Here is a 14,341-nt window from a genome sequence, read left to right on the forward strand (position 1 = left end):
TCCTATTTCTGCCTGCCACCTCCACCGTGGATGGAGGGCAGTCCCTCGTGTTTGAGGCAGAAGTAACTTGGCGTGCGCCGCTCGAACGCTTCGGTGGCTTCTCGGGCCTCGCCATACTCGACGGCGGCCGGAGCCTCGTCACGATTTCCGATCGCGGCTCATGGGCCCGCGCCCGGCTCGAGCGCCGTGACGGCAGGCTTGAGGGGGTCGAGCTCATGGCTATGGGCCAGCTCCATGCCATCTCCGGCAAGCACCTCGGAGAGCACGAGACAGATGCCGAGGACCTCACCATTGCCCCGAATGGCACGGCCTACATCTCCTTCGAGGGCTTCCACCGCATCCGCCGCTATCCGGATCTCGACGGCCCGGCCCTTAATCTAGACGGCCATCCTGAGTTCCGCCATCTTCAGAACAACTCCGGCCTCGAGGCCATAACCTTCGATGCCGACGGTACGCTCTACGCCATCCCCGAGCGCTCTGGGCGCCTCGAGCGCCCCTTCCCCGTATATCGCCTCAAGAACGGCCGCTGGGACAAAACGCTCTCGATCCGCCGCGATGGCCGCTACCTTGTTACATCTGCGGATTTTGGACCCGATGGACGACTCTACGTGCTCGAGCGCGATTTCCGCTGGTTGGGGGGCTTTACCACCCGCGTCCGCAGCTTCCATCTCGGTCCGAACGGCTTCGATGATGAGCGCACATTGCTTGAAACCCGGTTCGGTGAGCTCGACAACATGGAGGGCATCTCGGTCTGGCAGGACGAAGCGGGCCGCGTGCGTGTCACGATGATTTCTGACGACAACTTCAATATGATCCAGCGCACCATGATCGCCGAGTATATTCTCGACGAGTGATTGCCTCCTCCCAGGCAGGCGCCCATATTGGACCTGTCGGACGCTGGGTCTGCTGTGCATTGCCTGCGTCCCTAACAATCGGGCAACAAGAACAACCACAGGATCAGACTCATGCCTCTTCTGAGTGAAGAAGGCCGACGCGCCGTCGGCGAAGTTGCCACACGCCACGGCGTCAGCCAAGATGCCGTCACCGAGCTTCTGCGTGCACTCGCCGCGGGCTACGGCACCCAGGCACAGTTCAATCATCCTGATCTCGGCGGCATGGGGCAATGGTCCCAGGGCGGAATGACGATGGTCGGCGACATGTTCAACAATTCGCTCAAGGCCCGCGTTGATGCCCTTTGTACCGAGCTTTCGGGCCTTCTCCGCAATGAGCGCCTCTTCGTGGCCCGCCCGGCCGCTTCCCAGTTCCAAATTCAGGGTAGTGGCGGCGGCACCCCCGGCGTCAGCCTCTTCGTGTCAGGCGGCAGAACATGGTGGCCCGATACTCTTGGTAGCCCGAGTTCGAGCGGCGCCCAGAACAACCTCCGCTATGCCTTCTTCCCAGCCGTGCACCGTCTTGCCATCGACATTGCGGGCAAGGTCACGATCTATGACACCGGCGAGCACATGATCTCGGGCGTATCCCAGCAGCAGAGTGGCGACCAGAGCCTTACCCTTACAAGCCAGCTCGGCCTCGTGAGTCTCTCTGACCTTCCAATCGTTGCTCCGGCAACCACTGCACCTGCGGCACAGCCACCCAGCCCGGAAAAGCCCCCCGAATCATCCCTCGCCGAACCTGCGGCAACACTTCAGGCTAACCCGTCTCCGGCGGTTCACTCTCCTGAGCCCACGCGCGCCGGTCAGGGATCTGCACCTGCACCAGCCAAACAGGAGGCCGACATCTTCGCGATGCTCGAACGTCTTGCTGCGCTTCATGAAAAGGGCATCCTGACCCAGGCGGAATTTGAGGCCAAGAAAGCGGAATTGCTAGCCCGCATTTGATCAGCGCATCAAGGACGCACCGTCACGAAAGGATCGCAGTGCAATTGTATCTTGTCGCATGAGGATCAAAGGTTAATATTGATTCATTAAATGCAATGTATCAATATGAAAGCCAGTCAAACCATGCAAGCCAGAATTCTCAAGCTAGCAGCCATCCTCGGCGCAACCGCCTCCGCAGCCTTTCCCGCCGCCGCCCAGCAATTGCGCGAAGATGCCCTGAGCTACTTCGAGCCGATCCCGCAGGGCCCTGTCACCGTCGATGGCGCTCTTCCGAGCAGTGAACAGATCGAGCTCGGCAAGATGCTCTTCTTCGAGCCGCGCCTCTCCGAGGGCCACAACATCTCCTGCAACACCTGCCACAATCTTGGCACCGGGGGCGCTGATCTCGCCACAGTCTCGATCGGTCACCGCTGGCAGAAGGGCGGTCGCAACTCGCCGACCGTCTTCAATGCCGTCTTCAACACCGCACAGTTCTGGGACGGTCGCGCCGCAGACCTTGCAGATCAGGCCGGTGGCCCGATGGTGAACCCCGTCGAGATGGGCTCCACCCAAGAACATGTCATGGAAATGCTGACGGGGATTCCTGGCTATGCCTCCTATTTTGCCGCAGCTTTCCCCACTGATGGCAACCCGCTCACCTTCGAGAATGCCCGCGAGGCGATTGCTGCCTTTGAGACGACTCTTGTCACGCCCAATGCCCCCTTCGACCTCTTCCTGCGTGGTGATGACACTGCGCTCAGCGAGACCCAAAAGGCAGGGCTCCAGCTCTTCATGGATTCTGGCTGCACCGCTTGCCACAACGGCATCAACCTAGGCGGCGACAGCTACCAGCCCTTCGGCGTCGTCGAAAAACCCGAGTGGTCCGTGCTGCCCCCGGACGACCGCGGCCGCTACGAGGTCACGCGGTCCGAGTCTGATGCCTATGTCTTCAAGGTCCCGACCCTACGCAACATCGAGCTGACCCTGCCCTACTTTCACTCGGGTGCGGTCTGGAACCTCGCCGATGCGGTCGAAATCATGGGTGTCTCGCAGCTTGGTGAAGCTCTCTCGAGCGAAGATGCCGCGAAAATCACCGCCTTCCTCACCTCGCTCACTGGAGACGAGCCGGTAGTCACCTACCCCGCACTCCCCCCGAGCACGGCCGACACGCCACGTCCGCAGCAATAAGGGCCGCCCACCAACCACCTTCAGATCGAAAAACGCTCCGAGCCGACGTAACTCTGGACCGCTCCATCTGTGGAGCGGTCCTGATCTAGGGGCCAATCTCCCCCGAGAACGAAAAAAGCCTGCCGCTATGGACAGGCTTCTTCGGCTTTCTGCCCGCCGGATTGGGCTGAGGCGTCCGGAGGGCCTAGATCACTTGATCTTGCCTTCCTTGTATTCAACGTGCTTGCGCGCAACCGGATCATATTTCTTTACAACCATCTTTTCGGTCATTGTGCGCGAATTCTTCTTCGTCACGTAGAAATGTCCGGTGTCTGCGGTCGAGTTCAACCGGATCTTAATCGTCGTCGGTTTCGCCATCTCTCATCCTTCCCCGCGGGTCCCCGCGTAAAACCGCCCGGGCCGCGGAGAGCGCGGCCAGAATTCCAGAGCGTCCTTCTACCTATCCGCATGGCTCTGTCAAGATCAGAGCAAGCGGAAATGCGAGCCATCCTCGGCATGATCGAAGAACGGCACCGGTCGAGCCTCTCCCGGAGCGGCGAGCCGCGCTTCCATTTCCGAGAGGACAACCTCGGTTATGAAGGGCAAGGGCATCTGCCGCGCCGCGGCGATGTCGAGCCACTGCAGATGCCGCAGCTCGCCGTCGTTCTCGAGCGTATGGGCATCATCCGCCCACTCCCCGCCCGTCTCGTAGAGAAAGAAGCGTGCATCGAACCGCCGCGGACGGCCCGGGGGGGTGATCGCCCGGAAAACAAGTCGAAGCGCGGAGACATCTGGCACGACGCCGCGAGCGTAAAACCCCGCCCACCCGGGGGGAACCGGCCGCGCAGCGGCGCCGGCATCGGCCCGGCCGAGCATGATTCCGGTCTCCTCCCAGAGCTCGCGCACTGCCGTGTAGGGAAGCGCGCGCGCCACCTCAGGATTGCTGCGCACCAAGAGCCGTGCACGTGTTTCGGCATCCTCCGGGGCCTCTTGAGCCAGCGCCGTGTCTTCCGCGTCAAGCGCTCCACCTGGAAAGACGAACTTGTCGGGCATGAAGACGGCCTTCGCACCCCTCTGACCCATCAGGACCTGCGGAACCCCGCTGCGCTCACGTACGAGTATGATGGTTGCGGCATCTCGGATCCGCGCCGCCGCATCCGGCTCGGCCACCTGTTCAGGCTCCCGTCATCGCATCCGAAGGCGAGACGCCAAAGCCGTGCATCCGCTTGGCCCATTGCAGCCCGACGAAAGCGCCCTTGATGCGGGGCAGCATCCAGAGAGAGAGCAGCACGAAGACCACCGAAAACCCAAGAGCCATCACCCAGCCCTGGGGCCGGAAAACCTCGAAGACGATGAGCATGAGCGGCGCCATGATATGGCCCGAGAGCAGGATCGTTGCCCAGGCCGGCCCGTCATCCGCGCGATGGTGGTAAAGCTCGGTGCCACATGCCGGGCAGGCATGAGCCACATCCAGATACCCCTCCATCATATGCCCCTCGCCGCAGGCCGGGCAGCGCCGCCGCCAGCCCCGCAAGATCGACTGTTTGGTGTCGCGTGGCGTCTCCATGCCAGTCCCGTTCTCTTTCGTCTCGATCATGGGCGGGAACATAGCCGATGCCGGCCCGCGCAGCCAGCCCCACCGCCTCGCGCTCCCGTGATAACTTTTTTGCGCCGGAAATCCGCATCCCGCCCGTTTGACCTCACATCAGAACGGCACACACCAGCCGGAAAAGTCCAGGAGAGCAAGATGACCACCAAGTCCCGCCTCACCGCCGCCGCCATCCTGCTGGGAACGCTCGGCGCAACCGGCCTTGCGGTCGCGGATACCGGCTTCAGCCACGGCGGCCCCGGCATGGCGCGCGAGATCGACTTCACCATGATCGACACCAATGGCGATGGTCTCCTCAGCCGCGACGAACTGGTTACCCGTGCCACCGAACGCTTTGCAGACGCTGACACCAGCGCCGACGGCAATCTGGACCGCGCAGAGATCGCGGCGCAGATGCCCGAGCCCCGCAATGGCTTCGGCAACATCTTCGGTGTCGATCGCGCACAGCAGCGCGCCGACCGGATTCTTGCCATGGTCGGCGCGACCGAAGCAGGCCAGGCCCCCATCGCGGCGTTTGCCGATCAGAGGGTAAACATGCTTCTGAGCTTCGCCGACGAGGACCGCGACGCCGCGATCTCGGAGGCCGAAGCAGCTGCGCTGCCCACCGGGCTGATGAGTAGCCATGGACGCCACAGCAGTTCGGACGGGGGTAAGGGCCAGATGCAGCGGGGTCGAATGACGGATGACGAGCGCGGCATGCGCGGCGGCGACGGCCCGCGCGGCCAGATGCGCAGTGCCATGCAGAATGAAGACGGCGCCTGCCAGATGCGCGGCGGCGGCAATGGCCAGCAGGGCTGGAACTGACCGAAGCAGCGGATGCGCCCCCGCCTGGGGGCGCATACCCCGCTTTTCAGGGTGACTGAGGCATCCGTTTGAGCCAAGACGAGTCGCATGAGACCTCTTCCCTCCAGCAGGTCCACCGGACCGGCCGACACGGACCTGCTCGCGGCCTACGCTGCGGGCGACCAGTCGGCCGCGCGAGAGCTCACCCGGCGCTTCACTCCGCGGATTTTTGCTGTCGCGCAGCGCATGCTGCACGATCCGGCGGAGGCGGAGGATGTGACGCAAGAAGCCATGCTCCGGCTCTGGCGCATTGCCCCCAACTGGCAGAAGAACGGCGCCAAGGTCTCGACCTGGCTCTACCGGATCACGAGCAATCTCTGCGTCGACCGATTGCGCAAGCGGCGCGAGCATACCACGGATGCAATACCCGAGATGGCGGACGATACGCAGGGCGTGGTCACTCGCCTCGAGGAGAGCGATCGTGCTGCCGCCCTTTCCGCGGCCCTCGCGGCCCTGCCGGAACGTCAACGCCTTGCTATCGTGCTCCGGCACATGGAAGAGCGCAGCAACCCGGAGATCGCCGAGATCATGGAGACGAGCATCGAAGCGGTCGAGAGCCTGCTCACCCGCGCCCGCCGCGCGCTCGCGGCGGAACTCACCCCTAGGCGCTCCGAACTCGGACTTGCCGGAGAGCCACAATGACGGGAAGGATGGATGGATCGATGACGACTGACAGGGATCATGCCGACGCCGCCTCGCTCGAGGCCTTCTTCGCAGCTGCGCGCAAGGAAACTGTCGCGCCCCGTCTCGAACTGATGAACGCGATCCTAGCCGATGCCGCCGGCCTCGACGCCGAACGCGCGGCAGCAGCGCCAAGAGTATCCCGCGCCGCACCGAAGCCACAAGCTCTCGGCGCACGTCTCGCCGGGCTCTTCGCGGGTCTCGGCGGGTGGCGCGTGGCGGCGGCGCTCATCGTCTGCACCGCGATCGGCTTCAGCGCCGGGCTCAGCGGCAGCGTAAGCCTCTCAAACAATTTCGGCATTTACGACACGGCCAGCTACGATGACACCGCGACGGGCGTGACCGCGCTCTATGATTTGGCGCTTGCGGAGGGATAGACCATGACAGCCGGCAAAATACGGCGGAACTGGCTCGCTTGGACCCTCGTCGCCTCTCTCTGCGTGAATCTCGCCGTCGTCGGCCTCGTGATCGGCGCCGCACTGCATGGAAAGCCCGACAGGCCGCCGCCAGGCGGAGAATGGGCAATGGCACGGGACCTGCCCGAACCATACCGTGAAAACATGATCGCCCAGCTGCGCGCGGGACGTGACAAATGGATCGGCCCGCGCGAACGCATCGGCGCGCAGCGCAGCGCGCTCGCCGATGCGCTTGAGGCAGAACCCTTCGACATCGACCGGGTGCGCGGCATTCTCGAGGCCGGACGCCGTTCGCTGGACGAGCTCGCCGAGCACGGTGCCCGCCTTCTCGCTGAACAAATCGCGGAGATGCCGCCTGATGATCGTGCAACCTATGCCATAGCGCTGCGTCGTAGTCCGCATGACAAGCGTGAACACGGGAAAAGGGACCGGGACTGAAAGCCCGGCCCCCGGCTTCTCAATCGCCCGATCCGGAACCCGGCTGATCCGGTTCCAAAACGTCAGGCCGCCTGGGCGAAAAAGGAAACCCGGTTGCGGCCGCCTTCCTTCGACTCAAAGAGCGCAAGGTCCGCACGGCGGATGATAGCTTCCGCATCCTCGTCGGAGGAATCCGCGATTGCTACTCCGATCGAAACCGTAACATGGGCCTCGCCTGCGCCATGGGGCAGAATGAAGGGAGCGCCCTCGATGGCGCCCCGTATGCGCTCCGCCGCGGCTGCTGCTGCCAACTGATCCACATCCGGCATGGCAACGAAGAACTCCTCGCCGCCGAAGCGCGCAACGAGATCCACCCCGCGAATATTCTCCTGCAGCCGCCGAGAGAACTCGCGCAGCACCGCATCGCCAGCGTCATGGCCGTAGCGGTCGTTGATCACCTTGAACTTGTCGAGATCGATCATCATCACCGCGAAAAGCCCGTCAATCTCGCGCGCCCGCTCCATCACCCGGTTCATGTGCTGCGCGGCATAGCGTCGGTTGTAGATCCCGGTAAGCGGATCGATCACTGCCATCTTTAGCCCGTTGCGCACACTCGAGCGCAGCCAGTCGGAATACCGCTTGCGCCGGAGCTGCGAACGGATCCGCGCGACGAGTTCGCTCGGATCGAACGGCGCCTCGATGTAGTCCGACGCCCCGAGATCGAGCCCCTTTGCCGCGGTTTGGATGTCGCCATTTTCGACGACAAGGATGATCGCGGACTGCCGCGTCTCGGGCCGGGCCCGGAGTGCAGAGACGAATCGCAGCCCGTCGCCGCCTTCCATCAGATGTTGATGCACCACGAAACAGTCTGGCAGCTCAAGCCGGGCGAGGTTGAGTGCCTCACGCTCCGAGGATGTGAGAATCGTCGGCACGTTCAGCCGATCGCGCAGGAAAGCATCCCATTCCTCGCCCTCGCGCTGGCAACGCGGGGCGAGCAGGATCGGGCCACCGACCTCGGGCTCCATGTCCTGTTCAGAAATGTAGTCGGTGAGCCCCAACTCGCGCGAGGTCATGTCGCGCAGTCGCAACTCGTCGAACATCATCTTCATGCGCATGAGGTTGCGTACGCGGGCAAAAAGCGCGAGGTCGTTGAAGGGCTTCGACAGGAAATCGTCCGCCCCCACCTCGAGCCCGCGAATCCGCTCCTCGGGCGTGTCTAGCGAGGTCACCATGATGACTGGAATATGGGCCGTCTCTTCCTGCGACTTCAGGATCGAACAGACGGTGAAGCCATCGATGTCCGGCATCATCACGTCGAGCATGATCATGTCCGGCTGCTCGCTCCGCGCCAACTCGAGCGCCCTCGTGCCGTTCTCAGCAACGACCACGTCGTAGTAGGCAGATGAAAGCTTGGCGCGCAACAGCAGTCGGTTGGTGGGCACATCGTCCACAACCAGAACCCGACCAGACATTCAGGCACCTCCAGAAAACATATTGAGAGCCGTTCATCGAACGCTTAGGACACTAGGGCGAAATGTATTAACGAATGGTTTCGGGCCGCCCGTTTTGATGGGACACATCGTGAACACCGACGCTGCGAAAACGCTCGCACAGGATGCGCTGATCTGGCTTTCAGGCGATCCCGAAGCCCTATCGCACTTCCTCGCCGCCACCGGCCTTTCCGCCACCGACCTCCGGGCACGGCATTCGGACCCCGAGTTTCTGGGTTTCCTGCTCGATTTCGTGCTGATGTCGGACGAGAATGTACTTGCACTTGCCGGGGCAGCATCGGTCGACCCCGCCGAGATCGCCCGCGCTCGCGCCGCGCTGCCCGGCGGAGATCTCCCGAACTGGACCTGATGCAGCCGTGATCTCTGGCCCGCGCCACTACGCTTGCGGTGGTGGCACGGGCCGGACTAGGCTTCGTGCTCCTCAGCAAATGAAACTGGATTTCGGCCCGACATGATCTTGCCCCGGAATGCTTCCGCGCCGCCCGAGATCGCGGGACTCGTTTTTGACAAGGACGGCACACTCTTCGATTTCGAGAGGACTTGGGCGAACTGGTGTGCGGATTTTATCCATGGCCTGACGGGAGGCGAGCCCGAAAGCACCCGTGCCCTAGCCCGCGCCTTCCACTACGACCTCGAGACGCGCCGCTTCGCGCCGACGAGCCCGATCATAGCCGGAACGCTCGAGGTAATCGTTGAGGCCATACGCCATGTTCGGCCCCATCTCGACGAACGCGCTGTGCGGCGGCACATCACCGCGGCAACGGCCGACGTTCCCCAGATCGAGGCCGTCCCACTCGTGCCACTCCTCGACCGCCTGCGCGGGGCAGGCTTCGTCCTAGGGGTTGCCACCAACGATGCCGAGGATCCCGCCCGCGCGCATCTGGAAGCCGCAGGCGTGCTCGATCGCTTCGCCTTCATCGCCGGGTACGACAGCGGCTACGGCGCCAAGCCCGGCCCCGGCATGCTGCGCGCCTTCTGCGATATGACAAGTCTTGCACCTGAGCGCTGCGCGATGATCGGTGACAGCACGCATGACCTCGCAAGCGGGCGCACGGCGGGAATGCACACCGTGGGTGTCCTAACTGGCCTTGCCTGCACGGAGGATCTCGCCGTGCTCGCTGATGTGGTCCTCTCCGATATCGGTGAACTGCCCAAGTGGTTGGGCATGACAGCCGACGTTCGAACCATGTTTTGAGGTCCACCTTGCAGATCCCTGGATTTGAAAATTCTTTCGGGATCAAGAAGAGCCGAGAAACCGGCAGCTGTCAGAAGGTAAGCTCTTGAGCACCAACGCACAGGTTCCGCCCGCGGTGCTTGGCCGCGTAGAGAGCACGATCGGCACGTTCCACGAGCACGTTCTGGCAATCCCCTTCGATCCGGAGCGCATAGCCGGCCGAAGCCGTGATCTGACCGATCTCGCCACCGTCGGAGAGGCGCTGCCAGTGCACCTCCTCAAGCCGCCGGCGCACCGCCTCGGCGAAAATCGCCCCGCCGTTCTCGTCGCGACTTGAAAGAAGCACACAGAATTCTTCGCCCCCCCAACGCCCGCCAAACGCACCCATCGCGCTGCATTCCCGTTTCAAAAGCCCCGCGAACTCGCGCAGCACATTGTCTCCGACCGCATGGCCATGGGTATCGTTGACGCGCTTGAAATGGTCGATGTCGAACATCACCACGAAGTCATGCCCGTCGATGCTGCAGGAACGCCGCACCATCGCTGCAAGCCGCGCATCGAGCGCGCGGCGGTTTGCAATGCCGGTTAAGAAATCGGTGTTCGCCGCCCGGACGCAGGTCTCAAGATCCCGCTCGATCGTGGCGAGCCGATTCCGCGCGACATCAAGCCCTTCAGTCATGAGCGTAACATTGTTTGACTCCTGCACTACAATCTCGCGAATGCGCTGCACGAGCCGCATCATCTCCTGTGAATTTGCCCGACCGGTCAGCCCAGAAGAAATCCGTGTGAGCTCGCCCCGCGACCGGATCGCACCATCGAGTCCGCTGCGGGTGATCCGTTCGAGCGACGAGAGTTCGACACCGAGCTCGGCTCCAATGCAGTCCACCGCCATTGCGAGATCGCTGCCGCGCAGGAACTTCTCGTGCAGCACGAGCACCCGCTCGGTATCGATCCCACCGTTGGCAAGCTCCGCATCGACCGCCTCAACGATCTCGGCGTGATCGCCGGCAAAGTAACCGAAAACCAGCTCATAGACCGCCGGCAATGGTGATATTGCCCGCTCGGAACAGAAGGTGAGAACCTTCCGCGAGATTTCCTCGACGCTGCACGTCTGTTGCGCCGGATGCGTCTGGACCCCAAAACCGCCGCTGAAAACGGCGGCGAGTAGACCCGCCGGATCGTTGGCAACCTGCTTCTTCGCCATTCGACTCATCCTCCTTCATCCCTTCTAGAAAGAACGCGGCGTGTGAAGGCGAAGACCGCTCTGCTTTCCGCCCAAATTCCCGAGCCGGAGGAAAGCGCGAACAGGCTTGCGAATCTGTTAATTTCCCAGAGAAACTCGTGAGAATATCAGTCTCGAACCGGTGTGGAGGTGGAATACCGGCCGGGCTGGTGGGTGATGAGAGACTCGAACTCCCGACATCTTCGGTGTAAACGAAGCGCTCTACCAACTGAGCTAATCACCCGGAACTGCAAGTCGCAGCGGTCCGGCGAGGCCGATCCCCGTCAAAGAGTCGGGGATGGTGGGCGATGGCAGGATCGAACTGCCGACATCTACGATGTGAACGTAGCGCTCTACCGCTGAGCTAATCGCCCGGTGGACGGCGACATACAGGCTCCGTTCCCGGTCATCAAGGGGTCTTCTACACGATCCCCGTCAAAAAATACCGCTTCACCGCGCCGATGCCTCGAGCGCGGGATAGCGCAGCCCAAGCGTGATCCCGCGGGTCACGTTCAGCACCATGAGCGCGGCCCAAAGACCGTGATTGCCGAGCGATGGCACTAGCAGGAATAGCGCACCGACATAGACCGCAACCGACATGATCATCGCGTTGCGAAGCTGCCGCGTCCGGGTCGCACCGATGAAGATCCCGTCGAGCATCCAAGCGCCGATTCCGAGAAGCGGTGCTGCCGCCATCCAGGGCAGGTAGACCCGCGCCGCCTCCTGCACCTCGGGCGCCTTCGCCATCAGGTCGATGATTTTGGGCCCCAGCGCAAGGAAGACTGCCGCCAGCGCGACCGCGAACCCGACACCCCATTGCGACGCGGCGATCGCCGCTTGCCGCAATGCGACGGGACTCCTCCGCCCCATTGCCTGCCCAACCAGAGCTTCGGTGGCGAATGCAAAACCATCAAGAGCATAAGCAGTTATCGACAAAAACTGAAGCAGAACCTGATTTGCCGCCAGCGTCTTATCCCCAAATCCCGCGCCAAGAAAGAGAAACACCGTGAAGCTCGCCTGAAGGATCACCGAGCGGATCATGATGTCGCCGTTAACCGCGGCCATCTGTGCAAGCCTTCCCCGATCGAAGACCCGCGCCCAGTCGCGCCACTGATCCCCTGCAAAGGCCGCGCCGCAGAGCCAGAGGCCCAGCGCAAGCCCAGTGTATTCCGAAATTAGCGTCGCCGCCGCCACGCCCTCGATACCCCAGCCGAAGCTGAGCACAAAAAGGAGGTCGAGCACCACGTTGATGCCGTTCATCACCACCTGGAGCACCAGAACGCCCCGGGTCCGCTCCATCGCGATCAACCAGCCGGTGAGCGCATAGACTGAGATTGCCGCCGGCGCCCCCCAGATACGGATCGCGAGATAGGAACGCGCGAGGCTCTCGACCTCCTTCGAGGCGGGCGCAAGCGCGAAGGCCGCGCGGAAGACCAGCGTCTGGGCCGTGATGAGGAAGAGCCCCGCGACCGCCGCAACAATCACGCCGCGCATAAGCAGCGCCCCAGTCTCCGTAGCATCCCCTGCGCCGCGCGCCTGAGCGACGAGCCCCGTCGTGCCCATCCGCAGGAAACCGAATACCCAGTATATCGAGGAGAGGATCACCGCGCCGATCCCCACCGCCCCGATCGGCGCTGCTTGCCCGAGCTGACCAATTACGCCGGTGTCGACAGCACCGAGGATCGGGATCGTGGCGTTGGAGAGAACGATCGGAAGCGCAATGCGGAGAATCCGGCGATGCGTGATCGCTTCAGACATCCCCGTCCTGCCGCATCAGGAAATGCCCGGTCGCCTGCGCAAAGAGCCGCGCGCGGTTTTCCTGCCAAGCCTCGACATGGACGCTCGCATAGCGCCGCCCGACCCGATTCACCCGCGCCCGTGCGTAGGAATCTCGCGGCAACCCCGAACGCAGGTAATCCACCGTAAAATCGATCGTCCGAGGAAAGGCCGGAAACCGCCCAGCCTCGATCTCGGCCAGCGCCATGCCGCCCGCCTCCATCCGCTCCCATACGCCCTGCCAAGCCAGTTCCATGATCGCGGTGATTTCGAGAAACGCCCCGATCGCCCCACCATGCAGCGCCGGCAGGGCCGGGTTGCCGATCAGCCGCTCGTCATAGGCAAGCCGCGCGGTCAGCTCGTCGCCCCGCCTCTCGAATGCAACTCCCAGATGCTGCACATAGGGCACCCCGCCCGCCATCCGCGCGAGCGCCTCGTCGCGGCGCTCTTCCATCCGTTGAATCGATTCTGGTTCGACGCTGCGACGGGTCATTCCACCGCCCTCGCAACGGTGAAGGCGCCATGGGCCGCAGCCACCGGTTCGTCGGGGCTGTCGGTATAGGCAACCGCGCGCACGAAGGCGACATAGCGCGTCATCCGGTAGCATTCGGCGCGGGCATGTAGCTCTCGCTCTGGCGCCGCGGGCCGCATGTAATCGATGCGCAAATCGATCGTCGCCGTCGACAGCCCCGCCTCAGGATGGCTCAGCACCGCCGCTCCGCCGCATGTATCGAGCAGTGCCGTGACAACGCCGCCATGCAGTACACCCGTCTCCGGATCGCCGATCAGCCGCTCGTGATAGGGCAGCGAAAGATGCGCCCAGCCGGGGCCAATATCGACCAGATCCATACCCAGATCCCGCGAATGCGGAATGCTTGCGACAAAGCCCCGTGCGCGCTCCTTGTCCACGCCGCTAGCCGCTCCGCTCATCTCCGTCTCCCGAACCAAAGGTCTTTGGCAACTTGCTAGGCTGCGCGCCCCGAAAAGCCAAGGGGCGCAGCCACCCGCCAGGCAACCAGCCGGAAGCCAACAAGAGCTTCATACTGCCTTGCCAACATCGGGAGCAGCTAGGCTGGCGCGAACACATGCCAGCTCGGCAAACAGCAGTGCGCGAACCCGCGCGGACGACCTGGTGGCAACAACCGCGCGCGGCATAAGCCCCCCTTAATTGTCCCACCTGACGCAGCGTCAACTTGACGCGAACGTCACCCTTTTGTCTTGCACCTCGCCTATAGCGGGACCATCCTGCGCCCCGGGCAGGAGCGAAATGACGGAAAAAGGCATGGGCGACACCCTTCTGACCATTGGCGAGATGTGCGCCGAATTCGGCGTGACTCCCCGCACCCTCCGGTTCTACGAAGCCAAGGAACTCATCATACCTCGACGGGTAGGCACCCGCCGCCTCTATACACGGCGCTGCAGGGCACGGCTGAAACTGATCCTGCAAGGCAAGCGCTTCGGCTTCAGCCTCGAGGAGATCCGCCAGCTGCTCAATCTTTACGATATCGGCGACCAGCAGAAAACCCAGTTCAGCCGCACCTATGCCCTCGGCCTCGAACGCCTCCGGGCGATGGAGGCTCAGCGCAGTGAGCTCGACGCTGCGATCACCGAGCTCCGCCAGCAGCTCGCCTGGGGTGAACAGATCCTCGAACGCGAAGATCTCCAGCGGGCGAGCGCCTGAACGCCCCTCTGGATCATGGAGACGTAT

18 protein-coding genes and 2 tRNA genes are annotated in these 14,341 nt (G+C 63.2%); 10 read left to right on the top strand and 10 right to left on the bottom strand.

Features of this window, described 5'->3' with window-relative positions; genetic code table 11:
* The first annotated feature begins 47 nt into the window (after positions 1-47).
* The 3 genes from ACF66B_RS03755 (at position 48) to ACF66B_RS03765 (ending at position 3,005) form a co-directional block, all read left to right on the top strand.
* A complete protein-coding gene (locus ACF66B_RS03755) occupies positions 48-854 on the top strand; it encodes an esterase-like activity of phytase family protein (RefSeq protein WP_392664056.1) in 807 nt (268 codons plus the stop codon).
* 111 nt (positions 855-965) lie between these two features.
* A complete protein-coding gene (locus ACF66B_RS03760; protein WP_111430484.1) occupies positions 966-1,838 on the top strand; it encodes an SHOCT domain-containing protein in 873 nt (290 codons plus the stop codon).
* Positions 1,839-1,961: 123 nt separating this feature from the next.
* Entirely contained in the window at positions 1,962-3,005 is a 1,044-nt protein-coding gene (locus ACF66B_RS03765) for a cytochrome-c peroxidase (RefSeq protein ID WP_111430483.1), read from the top strand.
* Positions 3,006-3,194: 189 nt separating this feature from the next.
* Here the strand turns inward: ACF66B_RS03765 and rpmG are convergent, their stop codons facing one another.
* The 3 genes from rpmG to ACF66B_RS03780 all read right to left on the bottom strand — a co-directional run bounded on the left by rpmG (position 3,195) and on the right by ACF66B_RS03780 (position 4,581).
* Positions 3,195-3,362 carry a 50S ribosomal protein L33 gene (rpmG, locus tag ACF66B_RS03770; RefSeq protein WP_069300304.1) on the bottom strand — a complete coding sequence of 56 codons (168 nt, stop codon included), beginning with the start codon at positions 3,360-3,362 and terminating at the stop codon, positions 3,195-3,197.
* Between the two features lie 105 nt (positions 3,363-3,467).
* Positions 3,468-4,154, bottom strand: a complete 687-nt coding sequence (locus tag ACF66B_RS03775) for an NUDIX domain-containing protein (protein WP_111430482.1) — start codon at positions 4,152-4,154, stop codon at positions 3,468-3,470.
* Positions 4,155-4,158: 4 nt separating this feature from the next.
* Complete coding sequence (locus ACF66B_RS03780; protein ID WP_111430528.1) at positions 4,159-4,581, bottom strand: DUF983 domain-containing protein; 423 nt, start codon at positions 4,579-4,581, stop codon at positions 4,159-4,161.
* A 150-nt stretch (positions 4,582-4,731) separates the two neighbouring features.
* On the opposite strand from ACF66B_RS03780, the gene ACF66B_RS03785 reads away from it, so the two are divergent.
* From ACF66B_RS03785 to ACF66B_RS03800, 4 genes are all read left to right on the top strand, one after another.
* A complete protein-coding gene (locus tag ACF66B_RS03785; RefSeq protein WP_111430481.1) occupies positions 4,732-5,397 on the top strand; it encodes a hypothetical protein in 666 nt (221 codons plus the stop codon).
* A gap of 87 nt (positions 5,398-5,484) precedes the next feature.
* The gene (locus ACF66B_RS03790; RefSeq protein ID WP_111430480.1) at positions 5,485-6,078 is read left to right on the top strand and encodes an RNA polymerase sigma factor; all 594 of its coding nucleotides are present in this window, start codon (positions 5,485-5,487) and stop codon (positions 6,076-6,078) included.
* Positions 6,079-6,098: 20 nt separating this feature from the next.
* The gene (locus ACF66B_RS03795) at positions 6,099-6,494 is read left to right on the top strand and encodes a hypothetical protein (protein ID WP_162683314.1); all 396 of its coding nucleotides are present in this window, start codon (positions 6,099-6,101) and stop codon (positions 6,492-6,494) included.
* 3 nt (positions 6,495-6,497) lie between these two features.
* The gene (locus ACF66B_RS03800) at positions 6,498-6,971 is read left to right on the top strand and encodes a periplasmic heavy metal sensor (protein WP_111430478.1); all 474 of its coding nucleotides are present in this window, start codon (positions 6,498-6,500) and stop codon (positions 6,969-6,971) included.
* A gap of 62 nt (positions 6,972-7,033) precedes the next feature.
* Here ACF66B_RS03800 and ACF66B_RS03805 read toward each other — a convergent pair whose 3' ends face one another.
* On the bottom strand, positions 7,034-8,422 hold the full coding sequence (locus tag ACF66B_RS03805) for a PleD family two-component system response regulator (RefSeq protein ID WP_111430477.1): 1,389 nt from the start codon (positions 8,420-8,422) through the stop codon (positions 7,034-7,036).
* Between the two features lie 109 nt (positions 8,423-8,531).
* On the opposite strand from ACF66B_RS03805, the gene ACF66B_RS03810 reads away from it, so the two are divergent.
* Complete coding sequence (locus tag ACF66B_RS03810) at positions 8,532-8,810, top strand: DUF3572 domain-containing protein (RefSeq protein ID WP_111430527.1); 279 nt, start codon at positions 8,532-8,534, stop codon at positions 8,808-8,810.
* Positions 8,811-8,912: 102 nt separating this feature from the next.
* Positions 8,913-9,656: an HAD family hydrolase gene (locus ACF66B_RS03815; protein ID WP_111430476.1), complete on the top strand. Its 744-nt coding sequence runs from the start codon at positions 8,913-8,915 to the stop codon at positions 9,654-9,656.
* A 70-nt stretch (positions 9,657-9,726) separates the two neighbouring features.
* On the opposite strand, the gene ACF66B_RS03820 is transcribed toward ACF66B_RS03815, so the two are convergent.
* From ACF66B_RS03820 to ACF66B_RS03845, 6 genes are all read right to left on the bottom strand, one after another.
* Positions 9,727-10,839, bottom strand: coding sequence for a GGDEF domain-containing protein (locus tag ACF66B_RS03820; RefSeq protein WP_162683313.1), 1,113 nt, complete (start codon positions 10,837-10,839; stop codon positions 9,727-9,729).
* Positions 10,840-11,025: 186 nt separating this feature from the next.
* Positions 11,026-11,101 (bottom strand) — tRNA-Val (locus ACF66B_RS03825).
* Positions 11,102-11,156: 55 nt separating this feature from the next.
* A tRNA-Val gene (locus tag ACF66B_RS03830) sits at positions 11,157-11,231 on the bottom strand.
* 76 nt (positions 11,232-11,307) lie between these two features.
* On the bottom strand, positions 11,308-12,615 hold the full coding sequence (locus ACF66B_RS03835) for an MATE family efflux transporter (protein WP_111430474.1): 1,308 nt from the start codon (positions 12,613-12,615) through the stop codon (positions 11,308-11,310).
* A complete protein-coding gene (locus tag ACF66B_RS03840; RefSeq protein ID WP_111430473.1) occupies positions 12,608-13,126 on the bottom strand; it encodes a PaaI family thioesterase in 519 nt (172 codons plus the stop codon). Before ACF66B_RS03840 ends, ACF66B_RS03835 begins: the two co-directional genes overlap by 8 nt.
* Entirely contained in the window at positions 13,123-13,563 is a 441-nt protein-coding gene (locus tag ACF66B_RS03845; RefSeq protein ID WP_111430472.1) for a PaaI family thioesterase, read from the bottom strand. The genes ACF66B_RS03840 and ACF66B_RS03845 overlap by 4 nt, the downstream gene beginning before the upstream one ends.
* Positions 13,564-13,915: 352 nt before the next feature.
* Between ACF66B_RS03845 and ACF66B_RS03850 the strand changes: the two genes are divergently transcribed.
* A complete protein-coding gene (locus tag ACF66B_RS03850) occupies positions 13,916-14,314 on the top strand; it encodes a MerR family DNA-binding transcriptional regulator (protein ID WP_111430471.1) in 399 nt (132 codons plus the stop codon).
* Positions 14,315-14,341: the final 27 nt, after the last annotated feature.

It is taken from the genome of Amaricoccus sp. B4 (genome assembly GCF_043226085.1).
Classification (GTDB): Bacteria; Pseudomonadota; Alphaproteobacteria; order Rhodobacterales; family Rhodobacteraceae; genus Amaricoccus.

Coding starts and splice junctions, on each gene's coding strand:
- ACF66B_RS03820 (WP_162683313.1), bottom strand. CDS start 10,839: ATGGCGAAGAAGCAGGTTGCCAACGATCCGGCGGGTCTACTCGCCGCC.
- ACF66B_RS03835 (WP_111430474.1), bottom strand. CDS start 12,615: ATGTCTGAAGCGATCACGCATCGCCGGATTCTCCGCATTGCGCTTCCG.
- ACF66B_RS03840 (WP_111430473.1), bottom strand. CDS start 13,126: ATGACCCGTCGCAGCGTCGAACCAGAATCGATTCAACGGATGGAAGAG.
- rpmG (WP_069300304.1), bottom strand. CDS start 3,362: ATGGCGAAACCGACGACGATTAAGATCCGGTTGAACTCGACCGCAGAC.
- ACF66B_RS03785 (WP_111430481.1), top strand. CDS start 4,732: ATGACCACCAAGTCCCGCCTCACCGCCGCCGCCATCCTGCTGGGAACG.
- ACF66B_RS03780 (WP_111430528.1), bottom strand. CDS start 4,581: ATGATCGAGACGAAAGAGAACGGGACTGGCATGGAGACGCCACGCGAC.
- ACF66B_RS03815 (WP_111430476.1), top strand. CDS start 8,913: ATGATCTTGCCCCGGAATGCTTCCGCGCCGCCCGAGATCGCGGGACTC.
- ACF66B_RS03800 (WP_111430478.1), top strand. CDS start 6,498: ATGACAGCCGGCAAAATACGGCGGAACTGGCTCGCTTGGACCCTCGTC.
- ACF66B_RS03765 (WP_111430483.1), top strand. CDS start 1,962: ATGCAAGCCAGAATTCTCAAGCTAGCAGCCATCCTCGGCGCAACCGCC.
- ACF66B_RS03850 (WP_111430471.1), top strand. CDS start 13,916: ATGGGCGACACCCTTCTGACCATTGGCGAGATGTGCGCCGAATTCGGC.
- ACF66B_RS03845 (WP_111430472.1), bottom strand. CDS start 13,563: ATGAGCGGAGCGGCTAGCGGCGTGGACAAGGAGCGCGCACGGGGCTTT.
- ACF66B_RS03805 (WP_111430477.1), bottom strand. CDS start 8,422: ATGTCTGGTCGGGTTCTGGTTGTGGACGATGTGCCCACCAACCGACTG.
- ACF66B_RS03790 (WP_111430480.1), top strand. CDS start 5,485: ATGAGACCTCTTCCCTCCAGCAGGTCCACCGGACCGGCCGACACGGAC.
- ACF66B_RS03795 (WP_162683314.1), top strand. CDS start 6,099: ATGACGACTGACAGGGATCATGCCGACGCCGCCTCGCTCGAGGCCTTC.
- ACF66B_RS03760 (WP_111430484.1), top strand. CDS start 966: ATGCCTCTTCTGAGTGAAGAAGGCCGACGCGCCGTCGGCGAAGTTGCC.